11 protein-coding genes are annotated in these 16,750 nt (G+C 71.6%); 7 read left to right on the forward strand and 4 right to left on the reverse strand.

Going from position 1 to position 16,750, the window contains the following annotated elements:
• Nucleotides 1-18: 18 nt before the first annotated feature.
• From Dsi01nite_RS23930 to Dsi01nite_RS23945, 4 genes are all read right to left on the reverse strand, one after another.
• On the reverse strand, nucleotides 19-1,572 hold the full coding sequence (locus Dsi01nite_RS23930) for an aldehyde dehydrogenase family protein (RefSeq protein ID WP_203848478.1): 1,554 nt from the start codon (nucleotides 1,570-1,572) through the stop codon (nucleotides 19-21).
• Nucleotides 1,572-2,039, reverse strand: a complete 468-nt coding sequence (locus Dsi01nite_RS23935) for a T3SS (YopN, CesT) and YbjN peptide-binding chaperone 1 (protein ID WP_203848479.1) — start codon at nucleotides 2,037-2,039, stop codon at nucleotides 1,572-1,574. The genes Dsi01nite_RS23930 and Dsi01nite_RS23935 overlap by 1 nt, the downstream gene beginning before the upstream one ends.
• Before the next feature lie 33 nt (nucleotides 2,040-2,072).
• The gene (locus Dsi01nite_RS23940; RefSeq protein ID WP_203848480.1) at nucleotides 2,073-2,618 is read right to left on the reverse strand and encodes a hypothetical protein; all 546 of its coding nucleotides are present in this window, start codon (nucleotides 2,616-2,618) and stop codon (nucleotides 2,073-2,075) included.
• Nucleotides 2,619-3,054: 436 nt separating this feature from the next.
• Nucleotides 3,055-3,450, reverse strand: a complete 396-nt coding sequence (locus Dsi01nite_RS23945) for an HAAS signaling domain-containing protein (RefSeq protein WP_203848481.1) — start codon at nucleotides 3,448-3,450, stop codon at nucleotides 3,055-3,057.
• 85 nt (nucleotides 3,451-3,535) lie between these two features.
• Here Dsi01nite_RS23945 and Dsi01nite_RS23950 point away from each other — a divergent pair, with 85 nt between their 5' ends.
• The 7 genes from Dsi01nite_RS23950 to Dsi01nite_RS23980 all read left to right on the forward strand — a co-directional run bounded on the left by Dsi01nite_RS23950 (nucleotide 3,536) and on the right by Dsi01nite_RS23980 (nucleotide 15,554).
• Entirely contained in the window at nucleotides 3,536-3,991 is a 456-nt protein-coding gene (locus tag Dsi01nite_RS23950) for a MarR family winged helix-turn-helix transcriptional regulator (protein WP_203848482.1), read from the forward strand.
• 81 nt (nucleotides 3,992-4,072) lie between these two features.
• Complete coding sequence (gene pulA, locus Dsi01nite_RS23955; RefSeq protein WP_239136123.1) at nucleotides 4,073-9,820, forward strand: pullulanase-type alpha-1,6-glucosidase; 5,748 nt, start codon at nucleotides 4,073-4,075, stop codon at nucleotides 9,818-9,820.
• A gap of 128 nt (nucleotides 9,821-9,948) precedes the next feature.
• Nucleotides 9,949-10,314, forward strand: a complete 366-nt coding sequence (locus Dsi01nite_RS23960) for an LPXTG cell wall anchor domain-containing protein (RefSeq protein ID WP_203848483.1) — start codon at nucleotides 9,949-9,951, stop codon at nucleotides 10,312-10,314.
• A gap of 204 nt (nucleotides 10,315-10,518) precedes the next feature.
• A complete protein-coding gene (locus tag Dsi01nite_RS23965; protein ID WP_203848484.1) occupies nucleotides 10,519-13,131 on the forward strand; it encodes a sensor histidine kinase in 2,613 nt (870 codons plus the stop codon).
• Nucleotides 13,131-13,553: a roadblock/LC7 domain-containing protein gene (locus Dsi01nite_RS23970; protein ID WP_239136124.1), complete on the forward strand. Its 423-nt coding sequence runs from the start codon at nucleotides 13,131-13,133 to the stop codon at nucleotides 13,551-13,553. Before Dsi01nite_RS23965 ends, Dsi01nite_RS23970 begins: the two co-directional genes overlap by 1 nt.
• Complete coding sequence (locus Dsi01nite_RS23975; protein WP_239136125.1) at nucleotides 13,550-14,521, forward strand: TAXI family TRAP transporter solute-binding subunit; 972 nt, start codon at nucleotides 13,550-13,552, stop codon at nucleotides 14,519-14,521. The genes Dsi01nite_RS23970 and Dsi01nite_RS23975 overlap by 4 nt, the downstream gene beginning before the upstream one ends.
• A 73-nt stretch (nucleotides 14,522-14,594) precedes the next feature.
• Entirely contained in the window at nucleotides 14,595-15,554 is a 960-nt protein-coding gene (locus Dsi01nite_RS23980) for a threonine ammonia-lyase (protein ID WP_239136126.1), read from the forward strand.
• The last annotated feature ends 1,196 nt before the right edge of the window (nucleotides 15,555-16,750 follow it).

A 16,750-nucleotide genomic window follows, 5' to 3' on the forward strand; every position in this document is an offset into this window, starting at 1 on the left:
CGTCAAATATCCGATTCGTTATTGACTGAGCCGATAATCCAGGTCGGGACTGATCTCCAGGGTGTCCATCTGCGCGCGCTGTAGCCGGCCCGAGTAGTCCCAGTTCATCGACTGCCAGCGGGTGAACTGGTCGAGCACCCACACGCCCGACTGGCGGCTGCCGTTGCCCGACTTGCCGTTGCCGCCGAACGGCAGGTGCGCCTCCGCGCCGGAGGTCGAGTTGTTGACGCTGACCATCCCGGCCCGGGTGCGGCGCCGAAACGTGAACGCCTTGCGTGGGTCGGTCGTGTAGATCGCCGCGGACAGCCCGTAGCCCGGGGCGTCGGCCAGCTCGATCGCCTCGTCGAGGGTGCCGTAGCCGGTCACCCCGACCAGCGGGCCGAAGGTCTCCTGCTGGAAGATCTTGTCCTCGGGGCGCACCCCATGGACCAGCACCGGGTGGTAGAACAGGCCGGACCCGGGGTCTCCGACGAAACCCTCCCGCGGGCTGGCGGCGCCGATCCTGCCGGTCGGGCCCGGCACCCGGTGATGGTCCTCGATCCAGCCGAGGTACTCGTCGAACCGGGCGGCGAACCGCTCCGTCATCAGCGGGCCGTAGAGCACCGACGGGTCGGTGGGGTCGCCGATCGGCGCGCTCCGCACCGCATCCTCCAGGCGCGCCGTGAAGTCGGCGAGGACGTCCCGGTGCACGATCAGCGTGCCGAGCGAGGTGCAGCGCTGGCCGGCGGTGCCGAACCCGGCGAACAGCGCGCCGTGCACGGCCAGGTCCAGGTCGGCGTCCTCGGTGACGATCATCGGGTTCTTCCCGCCGAGCTCCAGGCAGGCGCTCTGCAGGTGCCGGCCGGCGAGCTCGCCGATGCGCGCGCCGACCTCCGAGGAGCCGGTGAACCCGACCTTGTCGACCAGGCCGGCGTCCAGCGCCCGCTCCAGCCCGGCGAACGTGGTCGCACCGTCGGCGAACACCACGTCGAACACCCCGTCGGGCACCCCGGCGCGCCTGATGAGCTGGGCGAACGCGTCGGCGCAGGCGGCGGAGTACTCGGCCGGCTTCCACACCACGGCGTTGCCGCACAGCAGCGCCGGCACCAGGTACCAGCTGGGCACCGCCACCGGGAAGTTGCCGGCCGTGATGATCGCGGTGACCCCGACCGGCACGCGGAACGTGAAGAGCTGCTTGTCCGGCATCTCGCTCGGCACGGTCTGCCCGTAGAGGCGGCGGCCCTCGCCGAGGAAGAAGTCGCAGGTGTCGACGATCTCCTGCACCTCGCCGCGGGCCTCGGCGATCGTCTTGCCGACCTCCCGCGTCACCAGCGCCGCCAGGGCCTCGAAGTTGGCCTCGACCAGGCGGCCCAGGTTGGCAATCACCCGGCCGCGCACCGGTGCCGGCACGTCGGCCCAGTCGCGCTGGGCGCGGCGGGCGGACCGGCAGGCGGCGACGAACGTGTCGGCGTCGGCCAGGGCGACCTCGGCGACGACCTGGTCGAGGTGGGCCGGGTCGGTCGAGACGAAACGGGCTACGCCCTGCGCGTCGACGGATCTGCCGCCGACGGTGGAGACGAGGGAACGGGTCATTACCCCATCTTGCCGTGCGGCGTGTCCGCCGGGTGCTGCGACGTGGGTGGTGGTGCGAACGCCAGCTCGCCGCCGAACTGGTCGTGCAGCCGGACGTCGTAGTAGTCGGCGGCGTCGGCGATCCAGTCGCAGGCGTTGCCCAGCTCGGTCGCGTCGAGCGTCTCGGCCATCAGCTCGTAGGAGGCGATGACGGAGTCGTCGCGCCAGAACAGCCGGACGAAGTTGAGCCGGCTGTTGAGCTCGTTGAGCTCGGTCAGCAGCCTCGGCGAGCACTCCAGCCGGCGCAGCAGCGGCGAGAAGACCCGCACGAACGGCGGGTCGTTGGCGACCAGGCGCAGGTAGACCACTGCGGTGCCGCTGCGGATCGCGGCGGGGGTCTCGCTCAGGTCGGCAGGGACCGGCTGCCCGCCGAGATAGTCGGTGAGCAGGCGGTGCACTCGGGTGCGCACGGCGGCGTCGATCGACACTCTGTACACCTTATCGAATGAACGCATCGGCGCTCAGCCGCTCTTTCCGGGCCGGCCCGGTGGCAGGAACCCGCGCCGCCGGGCCTCCTTCACCCACCGGTGCGCGGTGCTGACCGGCACGCCGTGCCGGTCGGCGAGGTCGCAGGCGGGACGCGGCGAGTCCTGGGCGTAGTCGAGGTAGACGTCGGCGACCTCGCGGTAGAAGACGTCGGGTCGCCCGCGTGACCTGCCGCCGTCGGTGCCGGCGGCGCGGGCCACGGCCAGGGTCGGCTCGACCATCTCCCAGCCGGCGTCGACGGCGACCGGCGGCGCGACCGGCCGGCGGCGCGGGTTGAGCACCGGTGGCGTGTCGATCGACTCGTGGACGACCGCGAGCTGTGCGTTGGCGGCGGCCTCGATGCGCCCGACGGGAATGGAGCGCAGCAGGTCCGCGCTGGGGCTGCCGTCGATGTGCAGTCCGGTGAGCACCAGCCGGCCGCCGGGCGCGACGCCGACCCGCACCTGGACGGTCTGCGCCAGGGGCGGCTCCTGGCGCCATTCATACCAGCCATCGGCGACTGGAAAGAGCCGGCCACGCACCCGGCAAATCTAGACCACCGTTCCTCAAATCAACAATTGCGCGAACCTAGACGTCTAGATACGCTGATCTGGACCCGCCAGCCAGACGGCTTCAACGGGGGGTGTTCGGAGACGACGATGCATGGCCGTGCATCGATCGGCTCCGGCCGAAGCCAGCGGCACGTCCGCGTCAATGGGGGACCACGGGGCGACGCGGACGGGCGGTCGCCGGGCGGATGCGCAGCAGTGCGCGTTCCGCCCGGCGGCGTCGGTGACGAGCTACGGTCGCGGGGTCTCGCCGGACTCCGCGGCCGTCCGTCATCGCGGCAACCGTGATCCGTGGGTCTGTCGATCCTTCGGTCAAAGGCGCCCGGAGTGTCGACGTCCCGAGGCGTGCGCTCCGCGGGAAACCGGCAGGTCGCTCCGAAAAGGGAACCGGCAGCAGGGGGCCGGCAGGTCAGCGGCCGGTGAAGAAGACGAACACGCCGGCCAGGACGACGCCGACACACAGCAGCGACACCATGGCGATCGTGATGAGCACCCAGAGGAGCGCACCCGCCTTACGGCCGGGATCGATCTCGATCTCGATCGGGGCGGCGGCCGCCGAGCGTTCGGCCGCGGAGAGTTCGGCTGCCAGCTCGGCCGGATCGCCGAACAGGTCGAGGATGGAATGCGCCTCGGGCCCGGACGCGTGAGCGGCCGGACCGTGCTCGGTCCGGGTCTCGGCGAGCTTGGCGGCGATGTGGTCGCTGAGATCGGCGAGCAGCTCGTCGCGACGGCCGGCGGGCACGCCGACCAATGCCTGCTCGACCGCGCGGAGATAGTCGTTGACCTGGCCATCGTAGGTGTTCATGGCGCCCCCGTCCGGAAAAGCTGGCACTCTCCAGCATGATCAGTAAGACTTTTCGCGCAGGCAGGCAAATCCTGGAGGGAGCGACGTGAGCCCACCGACGCGCTGGCTCGACCCCGACGAGCAACTCGCCTGGCGTGCTTTCTACACCGCCGCGACGCAGCTCATCGATCGGCTCGACCGCGAGCTGCAGCACGACGCGGGGATGCCGCACGCCTACTACGAGATCCTCGTCGTGCTGTCGGAGTCGCCGGGACGCACCCGCCGGATGAGTGAGCTCGCCGAGCTGACCCGCTCCTCCCGCAGCCGGCTCAGCCACGCCGTCACCAAGCTCGAGGCCCGCGGCTGGGTGCGCCGGCGCGACTGCGACGACGACAAGCGCGGCCAGTTCGCCGACCTGACCGAGGTCGGGTTCGCCGCGTTGGAGGCCGCCGCGCCGGGGCACGTCGAGGCGGTGCGGACCCACCTGTTCGACCCGCTCACTCCCGAGCAGATCGAACAACTTCGCAAGATCTGCGAGGCCATCACCACCTCCCTCAAGTAACCCGGCGGGTCCCGGCAAGCCTTGTGTCGATCATTCTGTGTCGATACGTTCACGGCCTGCCGCGAGATGATGAGGCCCGCCATGAAGCGTCTGAAACTCACGCAAACCGTCGCCGCCGCGGGCATCGCCGTGGCCATGCTGGCCGCGGTGCCGGGCAGTGTCCCGGCGCTTCCGGATCAGGCGAAGGCGCCCAGCGGCTACGCCGACGGCGTGCCCCAGTGGGAGGGCGAGCCGTCGATCGCGAGCCTCCTCGCCGGCGACACCCAGCAGCACGCCGAGCAGTTCTACTTCGTGCTCCCGGACCGCTTCGCCGACGGCGACCCGGCCAACAACACCGGCGGGCTGCCCGGGGACCGGTTGAGCACCGGCTACGACCCGGCCGACAAGGGCTTCTACCACGGCGGCGACCTCAAGGGCGTCATCGACCGGCTCGACTACATCGAGAACCTCGGCACGACCGCGATCTGGCTCGCGCCGGTGCTGAAGAACCGGCCGGTGCAGGGCAGCGGCGCCGACATCTCGGCCGGCTACCACGGCTACTGGACCACGGACTTCACCCAGATCGACCCGCACTTCGGCACGAAGGACGACCTGCAGCGGCTGGTCCGGCTCGCGCACGGGCGGGGCATCAAGGTCTACCTCGACGTCATCACCAACCACACCGCCGACGTGATCCGCTACGCGCAGGACCAGTACTCGTACCGGAACAAGACCGACTACCCGTACAAAGACGCGTCCGGCAACAAGTTCGACGACCGCGCGTTCGCCGACGGGCGGCATGGGTTCCCGCCCGTGAACACGCAGTCCTTCCCCTACACCCCGGTGTTCGCCAATGAGGCGGACAAGACGGCCAAGAAGCCGGCCTGGCTCAACGACCCGCTGATGTACCACAACCGCGGCGACTCCACGTTCAGCGGCGAGAACAGCGAATACGGCGACTTCTTCGGCCTCGACGACCTGTGGACCGAGCGTCCCGAGGTGGTCCGCGGCATGACGAAGATCTACGCCGACTGGGTCAAGGACACCGGCATCGACGGGTACCGCATCGACACCACCAAACACGTCAACCTGGACTTCTGGCCGCAGTTCGTCGACGGCATCGACAAGGTCGCCAAGCCGGACTTCTTCATGTTCGGCGAGGTGTACGACGCCGACCCCGAGGTCGACTCGATCTACGTGCGCAAGGGCCGGCTCCCGGCGACCCTGGACTTCCCGTTCCAGCAGGCCGCGACCGACTACGTGGCGAGGGGTGGCTCCGCCGCCGGGCTCGCCGGTGTGTACGCCAAGGACGACCTGTACACCTCGGCCGGCACGACCGCGGGCACGCTGCCGACCTTCCTCGGCAACCACGACATGGGCCGCATCGGCATGTTCGTCGCCGGCGGCGGCACCGACCCGGCCAGCCACCTGCGCCGCGACCAGCTCGGCCACGAGCTGATGTTCCTCACCCGCGGGCAGCCGGTCGTCTACTCCGGCGACGAGCAGGGCTTCACCGGCGCCGGCGGCGACAAGGACGCCAGGCAGGACATGTTCCCGAGCGTCTCGCCCGACTACCTCGACGACGACCTGCTCGGCACCGACACGACCCATGCCACCGCGCACTACGACCAGAACCACCCGATCTACCGCACCATCGCCGACCTGGCCCGGCTGCGGCAGGCGCACCCGGCGCTCAAGCAGGGCGTCCAGGTCACCCGCTACGCGGCGCAGGGCGCGGGCGTCTTCGCGTTCTCCCGGATCGACCCGAAGCAGCGGGTCGAGTACCTGGTCGCGACCAACAACGCCACCACGACGCAGACCGTGACCGTGCCGACGTACATGGCGAGCACCACGTTCGACCGGATCTACCCGGCCACCGGCGGGATCGCCGCGTCCGCCGGCGACGGCGGGTTGGAGCTGCACGTGCCGCCGCTGAGCACGGTGGTGTTCAAGGCCCGCGGCGCGATCGCCAAGCCGGCCGCCAAACCGACCGTCAAGCTTGTCGCGCCCGCCGCCGGGCAGCCCGTCCCGGGCGGTGCCGGGTTCAAGGCCGAGGTCAGGGCCGAGGTCACCGGCGACCCCCTCGCCGCGGTCACGTTCGCCGCGAAGGTCGGCAACGGCCCGTGGAAGCTGCTCGGCACCGACAACGCCGCGCCGTACAGCGTCTACCACGACCTCGACGGGCTGCCGGCCGGCACGTCGCTGGAGTACAAGGCGGTGGTGCGGGACGGGTCCGGCCGGGTCGCCGAGACGAGGATCACGGCGAAGGTCGGCACGCCGCCGAGCGCCGTCGCGCCCGACTACGCGATCGTGCACTACCAGCGCCCGACCGGCGGTTATGAGCCGTGGAGCCTCTACGCGTGGGGCGACGTCGAGACGCCGATGACGTGGCCGGTCGGTGCCCCGTTCGCCGGCGAGGACTCGTTCGGGCGCTTCGCATGGGTCAAGCTGAAACCGGGGGCGGCGAATGTCGGCTTCCTCGTGGTCGACTCCGGCGGGGTGAAGGACGTCGCCGTCGACCGCTCGCTCGACCCGACGAAGCACCCCGAGATCTGGCTCAAGCAAGGAGACGCGACCATCTACACCTCGCAGGCCGCGGCCACCGGCACCGTCGCCGTGCACTACGGGCGACCCGACGGCGACTACACCGGATGGGGTCTGCACCTGTGGGGCGACGGGCTCGCGCCCGGCACCGGCACCGACTGGACCGCGCCGCGCCAGCCCGACGGCACGGACGCGTACGGCGCCTTCTGGCACGTGCCGGTGACCGACCCGGGCAAGCCGGTCAACTTCATCGTCCACAAGGGCGACGTGAAGGACCCCGGCGCCGACCAGTCCGTTCTGCCGAGCCAGCAGGCCGAGGCGTGGATCCGCTCCGGTGAGGCGACGGTCCATCCGACCCGCGCCGCCGCCGAGCACACCGCGGTGCTGCACTACCGCCGCCCGGCCGGCGACTACACCGGATGGGGACTGCACGTCTGGACCGGTGCCGCCACGCCGACGGAATGGGCCAGCCCGCTAGCACCCGAGGGATTCGACGCGTTCGGCGCCAGATTCCGCGTACCCCTCGCCGACAACGCGACCACGCTCAACTACATCGTGCACAACGGCGACGCCAAGGACCTGCCGAGCGATCAGGCCCTCGACCTGGTCACGGTCGGGCACGAGGTCTGGATCCTGTCCGGCCGGGAGCGGTACCTGCTGCCGATCCCGCCGCAGGGCACGCCCGACACGGACCTGACCAAGGCCAAGGCGGTCTGGGTCGACCGCGACACCATCGCCTGGCGGGCCGGCCCGACCGACGGGCACACCTACGAGCTGCTGTCCGCGCCCGCCGGCGGGCTGTCGGTGGTCGACGGCCAGGTGGTCGGCACCGCGACGGCCCTCGCCGTGCGGGCGACCGGCGGCCTGACCGAGCCGCAGCGGGCGAAGTTCCCGCACCTGTGGGCGTATCAGGCGTTCCACGTCACCGGCGACCGGGCGGCGCTGGCCACGGCGCTGCGCGGGCAGGTCGTCGTGGTCGAGCGCGACGCCGCCGGCACCGTCACCGAGGCCAGCGCCGTGCAGATCGCCGGCGCGCTGGACGACCTCTACGTCGGGGCGGTCGGTGTGAAGTTCGGCCCGCAGTTCAGCGGCGGCCGGGTGACGCTCAACGTCTGGGCGCCGACCGCGCAGAACGTCGTGCTGGAACTCTTCGACAACCCGGCGGCGCAGCCGGTGCTGACACCGATGCGGCGCGACGAGCACACCGGGGTATGGAGCGTCACCGGCGACCGGAGCTGGAAAGGCCGGTACTACCGGTTCCGGGTCACCGCCTGGCAGCCCGCGGTCCGGGGGGTGACGACCGCGTCGGTGACCGACCCGTACTCGGTGTCCCTCGCGGCCAACTCCACCCACAGCCAGATCGTCGACCTGGCCGACGCCGCCCTGCAGCCCACCGGCTGGTCCGCGCTCAGGAAGCCGCCGGTGCCCACCCGGCCGCAGATCCAGGAGCTGCACGTCCGTGACTTCTCCATCGCCGACACGACGGTGCCCGCGGAGCAGCGCGGCACGTATCTCGCGTTCACCCAGGCGCAGTCGGCGGGCATGACGCACCTGCGGGAACTGGCCCAGGCCGGCACGTCCTACGTGCACCTGCTGCCGACCTTCGACATCTCCACGATCCCCGAGCGCCGCGCCGACCAGCTGCAGCCGCCGTGCGACCTTGCCGCGCTGCCGCCCGACTCCGGCCAGCAGCAGGACTGCGTCGCCCAGATCGCGGCGCAGGACGGCTACAACTGGGGCTACGACCCGTTCCACTACTCGACCCCGGAAGGCTCCTACGCCACCGACCCGCAGGGCACTCCGCGGATCAACCAGTACCGCCAGATGGTCGCCGGGCTCAACGGCGCCGGCCTGCGGGTCGTCGTCGACGTGGTCTACAACCACACGACCGCCGCCGGCACCGACCCGCACTCGGTCCTCGACCAGATCGTGCCCGGCTACTACCACCGGCTGCTCGACGACGGCACCGTGGCCAACTCGACCTGCTGCGCCAACACCGCGCCGGAGAACGCGATGATGGGCAAGCTGGTCGTCGACTCGGTGGTGCTGTGGGCCAAGCAGTACAAGGTCGACGGCTTCCGCTTCGACCTCATGGGCCACCACCCGAAGGCCAACATCCTGGCCGTGCGGGCCGCGCTGGACCAGCTGACGGTCGGCAAGGACGGCGTCGACGGCAAGAAGATCATGATCTACGGCGAGGGCTGGAACTTCGGCGAGGTGGCCAACGACGCTCGCTTCGTCCAGGCCACCCAGACCAACATGGCCGGCACCGGCATCGGCACCTTCAACGACCGGCTCCGCGACGCGGTCCGCGGCGGCGGCCCCTTCGACGGCGACCCGCGCATCCAGGGGTTCGCCTCGGGCCTGTACACCGCGCCCAACGGCGACCCGGCCAACGGCACGACCGCCGAGCAGCGGGCCAGGCTCCTGCACTACCAGGACCTGATCCAGGTCGGGCTCACCGGCAACCTCGCCGCCTACGAGTTCGTCGACTCCACCGGCCACCGGGTCACCGGCGCGCAGGTCGACTACAACGGCTCGCCCGCCGGATACACCAGGCTGCCCGCCGAGGGCGTCACCTACGTCGACGCGCACGACAACGAGATCCTCTACGACGCCCTCGCCTACAAGCTGCCGGCCGGCACGACCGCCGAGCAGCGGGCGAGGCTGCAGGTGCTCGCCCTGTCCACGACGGTGTTCGGGCAGGGGACCGGGTTCGTCACCACCGGCTCCGACCGGCTGCGCTCGAAGTCCCTGGACCGCAACTCGTTCAACTCCGGTGACTGGTTCAACCAGATCCGGTGGAACTGCGCCGGCGGCAACGGCTTCGGCGCGGGCCTGCCACCGGCCGCCGACAACCAGGACAAGTGGTCCTACGCGCAGCCGCTCCTGGCCGACCCGGCCCTGGTGCCCGACTGCGCCGCGATCGACCTGGCCGCGGCGCGCTTCCAGGAGCTGCTGCGGATCCGGGCGAGCTCGCCGGTGTTCGCCCTGGGCACCGCCGCCCAGGTCCAGCAGCGGATGGCGTTCCCGCTGTCGGGCCCGTCGGCGACGCCCGGGGTGATCACGATGACGCTGGACGCGCGTGGCCTCGATCCGCGGTACCGCACCGTCGTCGTGGTCTTCAACGCCGGATCGACCGCCGCCACGCAGACGGTCAGCGGCTACGCCGGCGCGAGGTTCGCCCTCCATCCGGTGCAGGCGGCGTCGGCGGACCCGCTGGCGCGGCAGGCGACGTTCGACGGCGCGAGCGGCACGTTCACCGTCCCGGCCCGGACCGTATCGGTGTTCGTGCAGCCTACGTAGCGGTGTTCCGGCTGCGTAACGGCGTTGTGGCTGCGTAGCGGTGTTGTGGCTGCGTAGCGGCGTTGCGGCTACGTAGCGGTGTTCCGGAAAGTTCTCAGGAACGCCGGTTCGGTGCCGTTTTGTCCGGTGTGAAGGCGTTCACTGCGGGCGGGGTGTTGCTGGTCGCGCTGCTGGCCGGGGCGACCGGCAAACCGTCGCCGCCGCCCGGGCCGCCGCTGCCGGGGCCGCCGGCCATCGTCGAGCCCGGCGCGCCGCCGTCGACCCTGCCGCCACTGAGCCACCTGCCGTCGGTGCGGGAGCCGTCCGGCCGGTCGATCGCGCCGTCGGCGAGCGCCGCGCCGGCCGAGCCGAGCGTTAACGCAACCTCAAGCCCGAGCCCCGCCGCGAAGACCGGGACCAGCCGCCGGTCGACGGGGTGGATCGGGCTCGGCGTGGTCCTCGCGGTCGCCGGAGCGGTCGCTTTCTTCGTACTGCGACGCCGTCGTCACGCATAGTCGGATTTCGCGGGCCGTTTGGCTTGTGCCGGGCGCCGTTCGGCGAATGAAGTCTTATCGGAGAAGCGCCTTTCCAGTAGCGTGCCCTTTCGTGCTCCTTAACGACCTTTCCCGCTACAGCGGGTCGATGGAGCACTCTCGTCTTCACTCTCCGCACGTGCGTGCGGACATTGCGTGTCCTCTGTGACGGGTAGGGGATGACGGTTGGCAGGCAGCAGCTCGTCCCGAGCGACCGGTGCCGACTCGCCCCGTGCGATCGGCGGCGGCGGTCGGCAGCGCCGGTCGGGCGCGCCTGACACGTCGGTCGCCGGTCACCGGCGCGGCGGCGCCGCCCGGCCCAGCCGGCTGCGGTCTGTCCGCACCCAGCTGCTCGCCCCGATCATCGTCGCCATGGTCGGCCTCGCCGTGCTGAGCACCGCGCAGGCCACGACCGCCACGTCCGCCGCGCAGGACGCGGTCCGGGCCCGGACCCTCGCGTCGACCGCGACGAGCGCGGTCAGCTTCGTCCACGAGCTCGAGCGCGAGGTCGCCGAGACCGCCGCGCTGCGGCAACGTGGTGGCAAGTCCGGCGTGTCGCTCATGGTGGCCCAGCGGGAGCGCACCGACGCGGCCGCCCGCCGGTACCTCGCGGACAGCCGGGCCGCGGTCGAGGCCGTGCCGGCGCTCGAACGGGCCGTCCGGACCGTCAGTGACATCTACAGCCGGCTCGGCGCGACCCGCGAGGCCGCCGACAACAACGCCACGGTCTCCCTGATGGCGGACCCCGTGTACCGACCGCTCGCCGAGGCGCTGCTGGCCATCGCCGACGCGGTGCCGGCCCAGATCGCCGACATCGAGCTCGCCAACGCGGCCCGCGCGGTCGCCGCCGTCGCCGCGGTCGAGCACTTCGCCGCGCTGGAACGCGACCTGCTGCGCGCCGTCTTCTCCCGGGGCGCCGTCGAACCCGGCGACCTCGGCGCGATGTCGGAGCTGCGGGGCGCCCGCGACCAGCGGGTCGCGGAGTTCCAGCGGGCCGCGACCGGCCCCGAGCGCACCGTGTACGGCGACGAGATCCGCGGCCTCGACGTCGACAAGGCCGACAAGCTCAGCGCCGCAGCCCGCAACGCGGAGAAGGAGCCGGCCGGCCTGAAGGTCGACGCCGACACCTGGTTCGTGGCCCAGTCCGGCCTCATCCGCCGGCTCAACATCGTCAGCCTGGAACTGTCCGACCGGCTCGACGCCCGCGCCGAGCAGATCGCGGTCACCGCGCAGCGGCGCGCCTGGGCGACCCTCATCGGCACTGCCGTGATCGGTCTGGCCGCGCTCGCCATCGCGATCACGCTCGCCGTGCGCACCGCCCGACGGCTGCGCCGGCTGCGCGCCGCGGCCCTCACCGTCGCCCGGCAGGAACTGCCCGATGTCATCCACTCCGTGACCACCGGCGCGCCGATCCCGACCGGCACGTCCGCCGCGGCGGCCACCCGCAGCATCGCCGCGACCAACGATGAGATCGGCCAGGTCGCCGACGCCTTCGCCACGGTGCACCGCACCGCGCTGCGGCTCGCCGGTGAGCAGGCCGAGCTGCGCGTCGACGTGTCGCGCATGGCCGAGGTGCTCGCCCGGCGGATCCGTACCCTCATCACCCGGCAGCTGCGGCTCCTGGACGAGTTCGAGCGCGACGAGACCGACCCCGACGTGCTGGCCCGCCTGTTCGCGCTCGACCACATCGCGGCCCGCCTGCGCCGCAACGGGGAGAACCTGCTGGTCCTCTCCGGCGGCGAGCCGGGCCGGCCGGCGACCCAGGCCGTGGGCATCGGCGCGGTCATCACCGCCGCCGCGTCGGAGATCGAGGACTTCCAGCGGGTCGAGGTCCAGGCCGGCGAGCTGGCGATCACCGGACCGGTCGTGGGTGACCTCGTGCACCTGCTGGCCGAGCTCCTGGAGAACGCGACGACCTTCTCGCCCCCGACACAACAGGTCCGCGTCGACGCCCGGCCCACGGTCGACGGCGCCATCATCCGCGTCCACGACAGCGGGATCGGCATCGCGCCCCGGCGGCTCGCGGAGATCAACTCGCGGCTGGCCACGCCGACGACGCTGAGCAGCGCCGCGGCCGGCACGATGGGGCTGCACGTGGTCTCCCACCTCGCCGCCCGGCACCGGATCCGGGTCGCGCTGCACGCCACCGGCAGCGGCACGGTCGCGTACGTGGCGCTGCCGCACCGGGCCCTGGAACGCGTCAGCGCCCTGCCGGTCGGGACCCCCGCCGCCGCCCAGCTCGCTTCGGCGCCCGTGTCGTCCGCGCCAGTGTCCTCGTCGCCCGTGTCGTCCATGCCCGTGTCCTCGGCGCCGATCTCCGCGGTTCCCGTGTCCGCCTCGCCCGGGTTCGGGCCGCCGCCGGTGGTCGTGCCGTCGACCGTCGGCGCGCCGCTGGGGCGGCCCCGCGTGCCGCAGCAGCCAATTCCGTCCGGGCCACCGGCACCCTGGTTCCGCCCGTACCTCAGCAGCGGTGGCGACACCCCCACGCCGCCCGTCCGTGTCCCACCCACGCCGCCCGCCCGTGTCCCGTCGGCGCCGCCCGCCCCCGGTGCCTGGCCGCCACGGCCCGGGGTCCTGTCCAGTGTCGGAGGTGGCTCGATGAACGAGCAGGGCGACCTACCCCGCCGCCGCCCCGGAGCGCAGCTCGCACCCGGAGTCACCGAACCGCAGCCGCAGCCCACCCGCAGTAACGCGGTCGACCCGGACGTCGTCCGGTCCCGACTGTCCGCGTTCGCGGAGGGCGTGTCGGCCGCCGCGCGCCGCACGAACAGCACAGCCTCCGGACAGAAGGACCAGTGATGGCGATGCCAGACGCTCAGAACCCGACCGGCGCCGGCCAGCTCGACTGGCTCATGGCGAGCTTCGCCCGGCAGGTGCCCGATGTCGCGCACGCGATCACCGTCTCCGGCGACGGGCTGCGCCTTGCCTGCTCCGCCGACCTGCCGGTGGACCAGGCCGACCACCTCTCCGCCGTCATCAGCGGCCTGGCCAGCCTCACCTTCGGCGCGGCCCGCGTCATGCAGGCCGGCCAGGTGCGCCAGACCATCGTCGACATGGACGGCGGCGTCATGATCGTCATGTCGGTGGGTGACCGCGCCCTGCTCGGCGTCCTCGCCGCCCCCGGCTGCGACCTCGGCCAGGTCGGCTACGAGACGGCCATGCTCGTCCACCGGGTCGCGGACGCCCTCGACCCGCTGCCTCGCGATGCGATGCTGCGGTGAGGCGTTTGGCGGGTGTACTGGTGGCGCTCGCCCTGCTGGCCACCGGCGGCTGCGCTCCGACCGCGACGCCACGGGCCGGCGCCGACCTGTGGCACGGGGGCCGGCTCTACATCGCCACGGGCAACACCACCGGCGTCTACTACCAGTTCGGCGGCGGGTACGCCGACCTGGTCACCAAGCACGTGTCCGGCTACGAGGCGCACGCCGAGGCGACCGGCGCCTCCGGCGAGAACATCCAGCGCGTCGCGACCGGTGACATGGACGTCGCCTTCAGCATCGCCGACACCGCGGCGGACGCCGTGGCCGGCAAGGGCGCCTTCGAGAACAAGCCGCAGAAGGTCGTGGCCCTCGCCCGCCTGTACCGCAGCTACGCCCAGGTCGTGATCCGCAACAGCGCGCACATCACGAAGTTCGCCGACCTGCGCGGCAAGCGGATCTCCACCGGGTCCGCCGGCTCGGGCGCCGACGTCTTCGCCGGCCGGCTGCTCTTCGCCGGCGGGATCAACCCCGACACCGACATCGTCCGGCAGCGGCTGTCCCTGCCCGAGACGACCAAGGCCATGCAGGCCGGCACCCTCGACGCGCTCGTCTTCACCGGCGGCCTGCCCACCCCGGGCATCGCCGACCTGCTGGCGAGCGCCCCCGGGCAGTACTCCCTGCTGCCGCTCGACGAGCTGCTCAAGCCGCTCACGTTCCGGTACGGCGCCGTCTACGCCGCCGGCAAGCTGCCCAAGTCGGCCTACCAGACCGCCACCGACATCGACACGATCGTGATCGGCAACCTGCTGCTGGTGTCGCCGGACATGCCCGAACAGCTGGCCTACGACCTGACGAAGGTCCTGTTCGACTACCAGGTCGAGCTGAGCCGCGTACACCCCGAAGGCGCCAACTACTACAAAGCGGATGCTTCGGGCACCGATCCGGTGCCGCTGCACCCCGGAGCCGCAAGGTTCTACAGCTCCGGCTGACCTGACGTTATGGATCTCTCATTCGCCGGATGCGAGGAGGGTGATCATGCCCGTGGACTGTCAAGATGACCCCGTGACCGCCACTCAGCAAGACCTCGTTCGTCTGGACGACATCCGCGACGCCGCCGCGCGGATCTCCGGCCTCGTGGTCCGCACCCCGCTGCTGCCGTGCCCCTGGGCCGACGAACTGTGGCTGAAGCCCGAGAGCCTCCAACCGATCGGCGCGTTCAAGCTCCGCGGCGCGACGAACGCCCTGCACCGCCTCGACCTCGACCACCGCCGCGCCGGCGTGGTCACCCACTCCTCGGGCAACCACGGCCAGGCCCTCGCCTACGCCGGCCGCGCCCTCGGCATCCCCGTCACCGTCGTCATGCCCGACGTGTCCACCCCGCTGAAGATCGAGGCGACCCGAGGCTACGGCGCCGAGGTCATCCTCGTCCCGCAGGCCTCCCGCGAGACGGTGGCCAAGCAGTTCGTCACCGACCGGGGCATGACCCTGATCCCGCCCTACGACCACCCCGACATCATCGCCGGCCAGGGCACCGTCGGCCTGGAGATCTTCGAGGACCTCTCCAACGTCGACGTCGTCGTCGTCCCCGTCGGCGGCGGCGGCCTCTCCTCCGGCGTGGCGACCGCGATCAAGGCCCTCGCCCCGCACGTCGCCGTGATCGGCGTCGAACCGGCCGTCGCCGCCGACGCCGCGGAGAGCCTCGCCGCCGGCGTCGTGCGCATCTGGCCCGAGCAGCGCATGCTCAGCACCATCGCCGACGGTCTGCGGACCCCGCTGTCGGAGCTGACCCTCGCGCACCTCAGCGCCCACCTCGACGCGATCATCACCGTCGCCGAGGACGAGATCCTCGACGCGGTGAAGGTCCTCGCCCGCCGCGGCCGCCTCATCACCGAGCCGAGCGGCGCCGTCACCACCGCCGCAGTCCTGCACCACCGCGACGAACTCCCCGCCGGCCGCACCGTCGCCGTCGTCAGCGGCGGCAACATCGACCCCCGCCTGGCCGCCACCCTTTTCACCGACTAACAGTTATCCACAGGCTGTGGGTAACACCTGTGGGCAGCGCCACCCCCATCCGCTCACGGATCGACCCCCGTCCCCACCGTTTGCGTGACAACCAGGCAACACGCAGGTGGATCCCGGGCGTACTCCACGTGGTTATCCACAGGGGTCTCCGCGCTCATCCACAGGTTTCGGCGTCGTTATCCACAGCTGGGGACATCTCGCTGTGGACATCCGCCCGGCTTGTCCCCACCCCCCATCTCATCCCCCGGCGGACACCTGCTACGACCGCGCCGCCCTCAGGCCTGGCGTCGCCGGTTCGCTCGTGCGCGCCCAGCTCCAGAAGCGGATCACCGCCGCGGCAACGTTGAGCCGGAGCGGTCCAAATCGCACCCCGGCGCATCCGAACCGGCCAGCCCGCCCCAGGAGACGACGACGTCGAGGAGCTTGCGTTCCCACGGCCCGGTGCGGGCGCGTAGGAGCACGGTTTTGTCTGCTTTGTCGGGCCCGCCCTGCTGCCTGCGCCACCTCGCCGGTGATCGAAGTCGCGCGCTGGCTGCGCGGACGGCCCAGACGCGGCGTTGATCACCGGGAAGATCGACTCCAGGGCGGAGTAAGCGCGCGAAGGCGCCTATCCGGACGGCGGCAGCGCTAGGTTCGCCGCCCCCGGTGGGCCTGTGGCGTCGGGCCGGCCAGCGGCACCTGGCCCGGTGCGTCCGACCTGGCTGGGGTCCCCAGGAAGACGTGGTTGTCGCGCGCAGATCGAGATCTTGTGGCGCTCGGTCTCACCATGACGCTACGCGATGTTCTTTTACCGGCTTTGCCGGTTCTGTTCCTTGGCCTGTGCTACTGCGGCGGTGATCGAAGTCGCGTGCTGGCTGCGTGAATGGCCCGGACGCGACTTCGATCACAGGGAGGATCGACTCCTGGGGCGGGGCAAGCGCGCAAGGGGCGTCTCTCCGGACAGCGGCAGTGCTGAGTTCACCGCACGGGTGGATCTGTGGCGTCGGATAGCCCGCAACGCCTGGCCGGCACGTCCGGGGTGCAGCTTTGCCGTTTTTGCGGAGTCTGCGCCGCCGCTTGTGCTGTTGCAGCGGTGATCGAAGTCGCGTGCTGGCTGTGTGGATGGCCGAGCGGCGACTTTGATCACGGGGAAGATCTACTCCCGGGTGTTGGCGACGGCTGAAAACCGACGCCCCGTCGCCAGGGGGTCCAAATTC

The organism is Dactylosporangium siamense, from assembly GCF_016862795.1.
Taxonomy (GTDB): Bacteria; Actinomycetota; Actinomycetes; order Mycobacteriales; family Micromonosporaceae; genus Dactylosporangium; species Dactylosporangium siamense.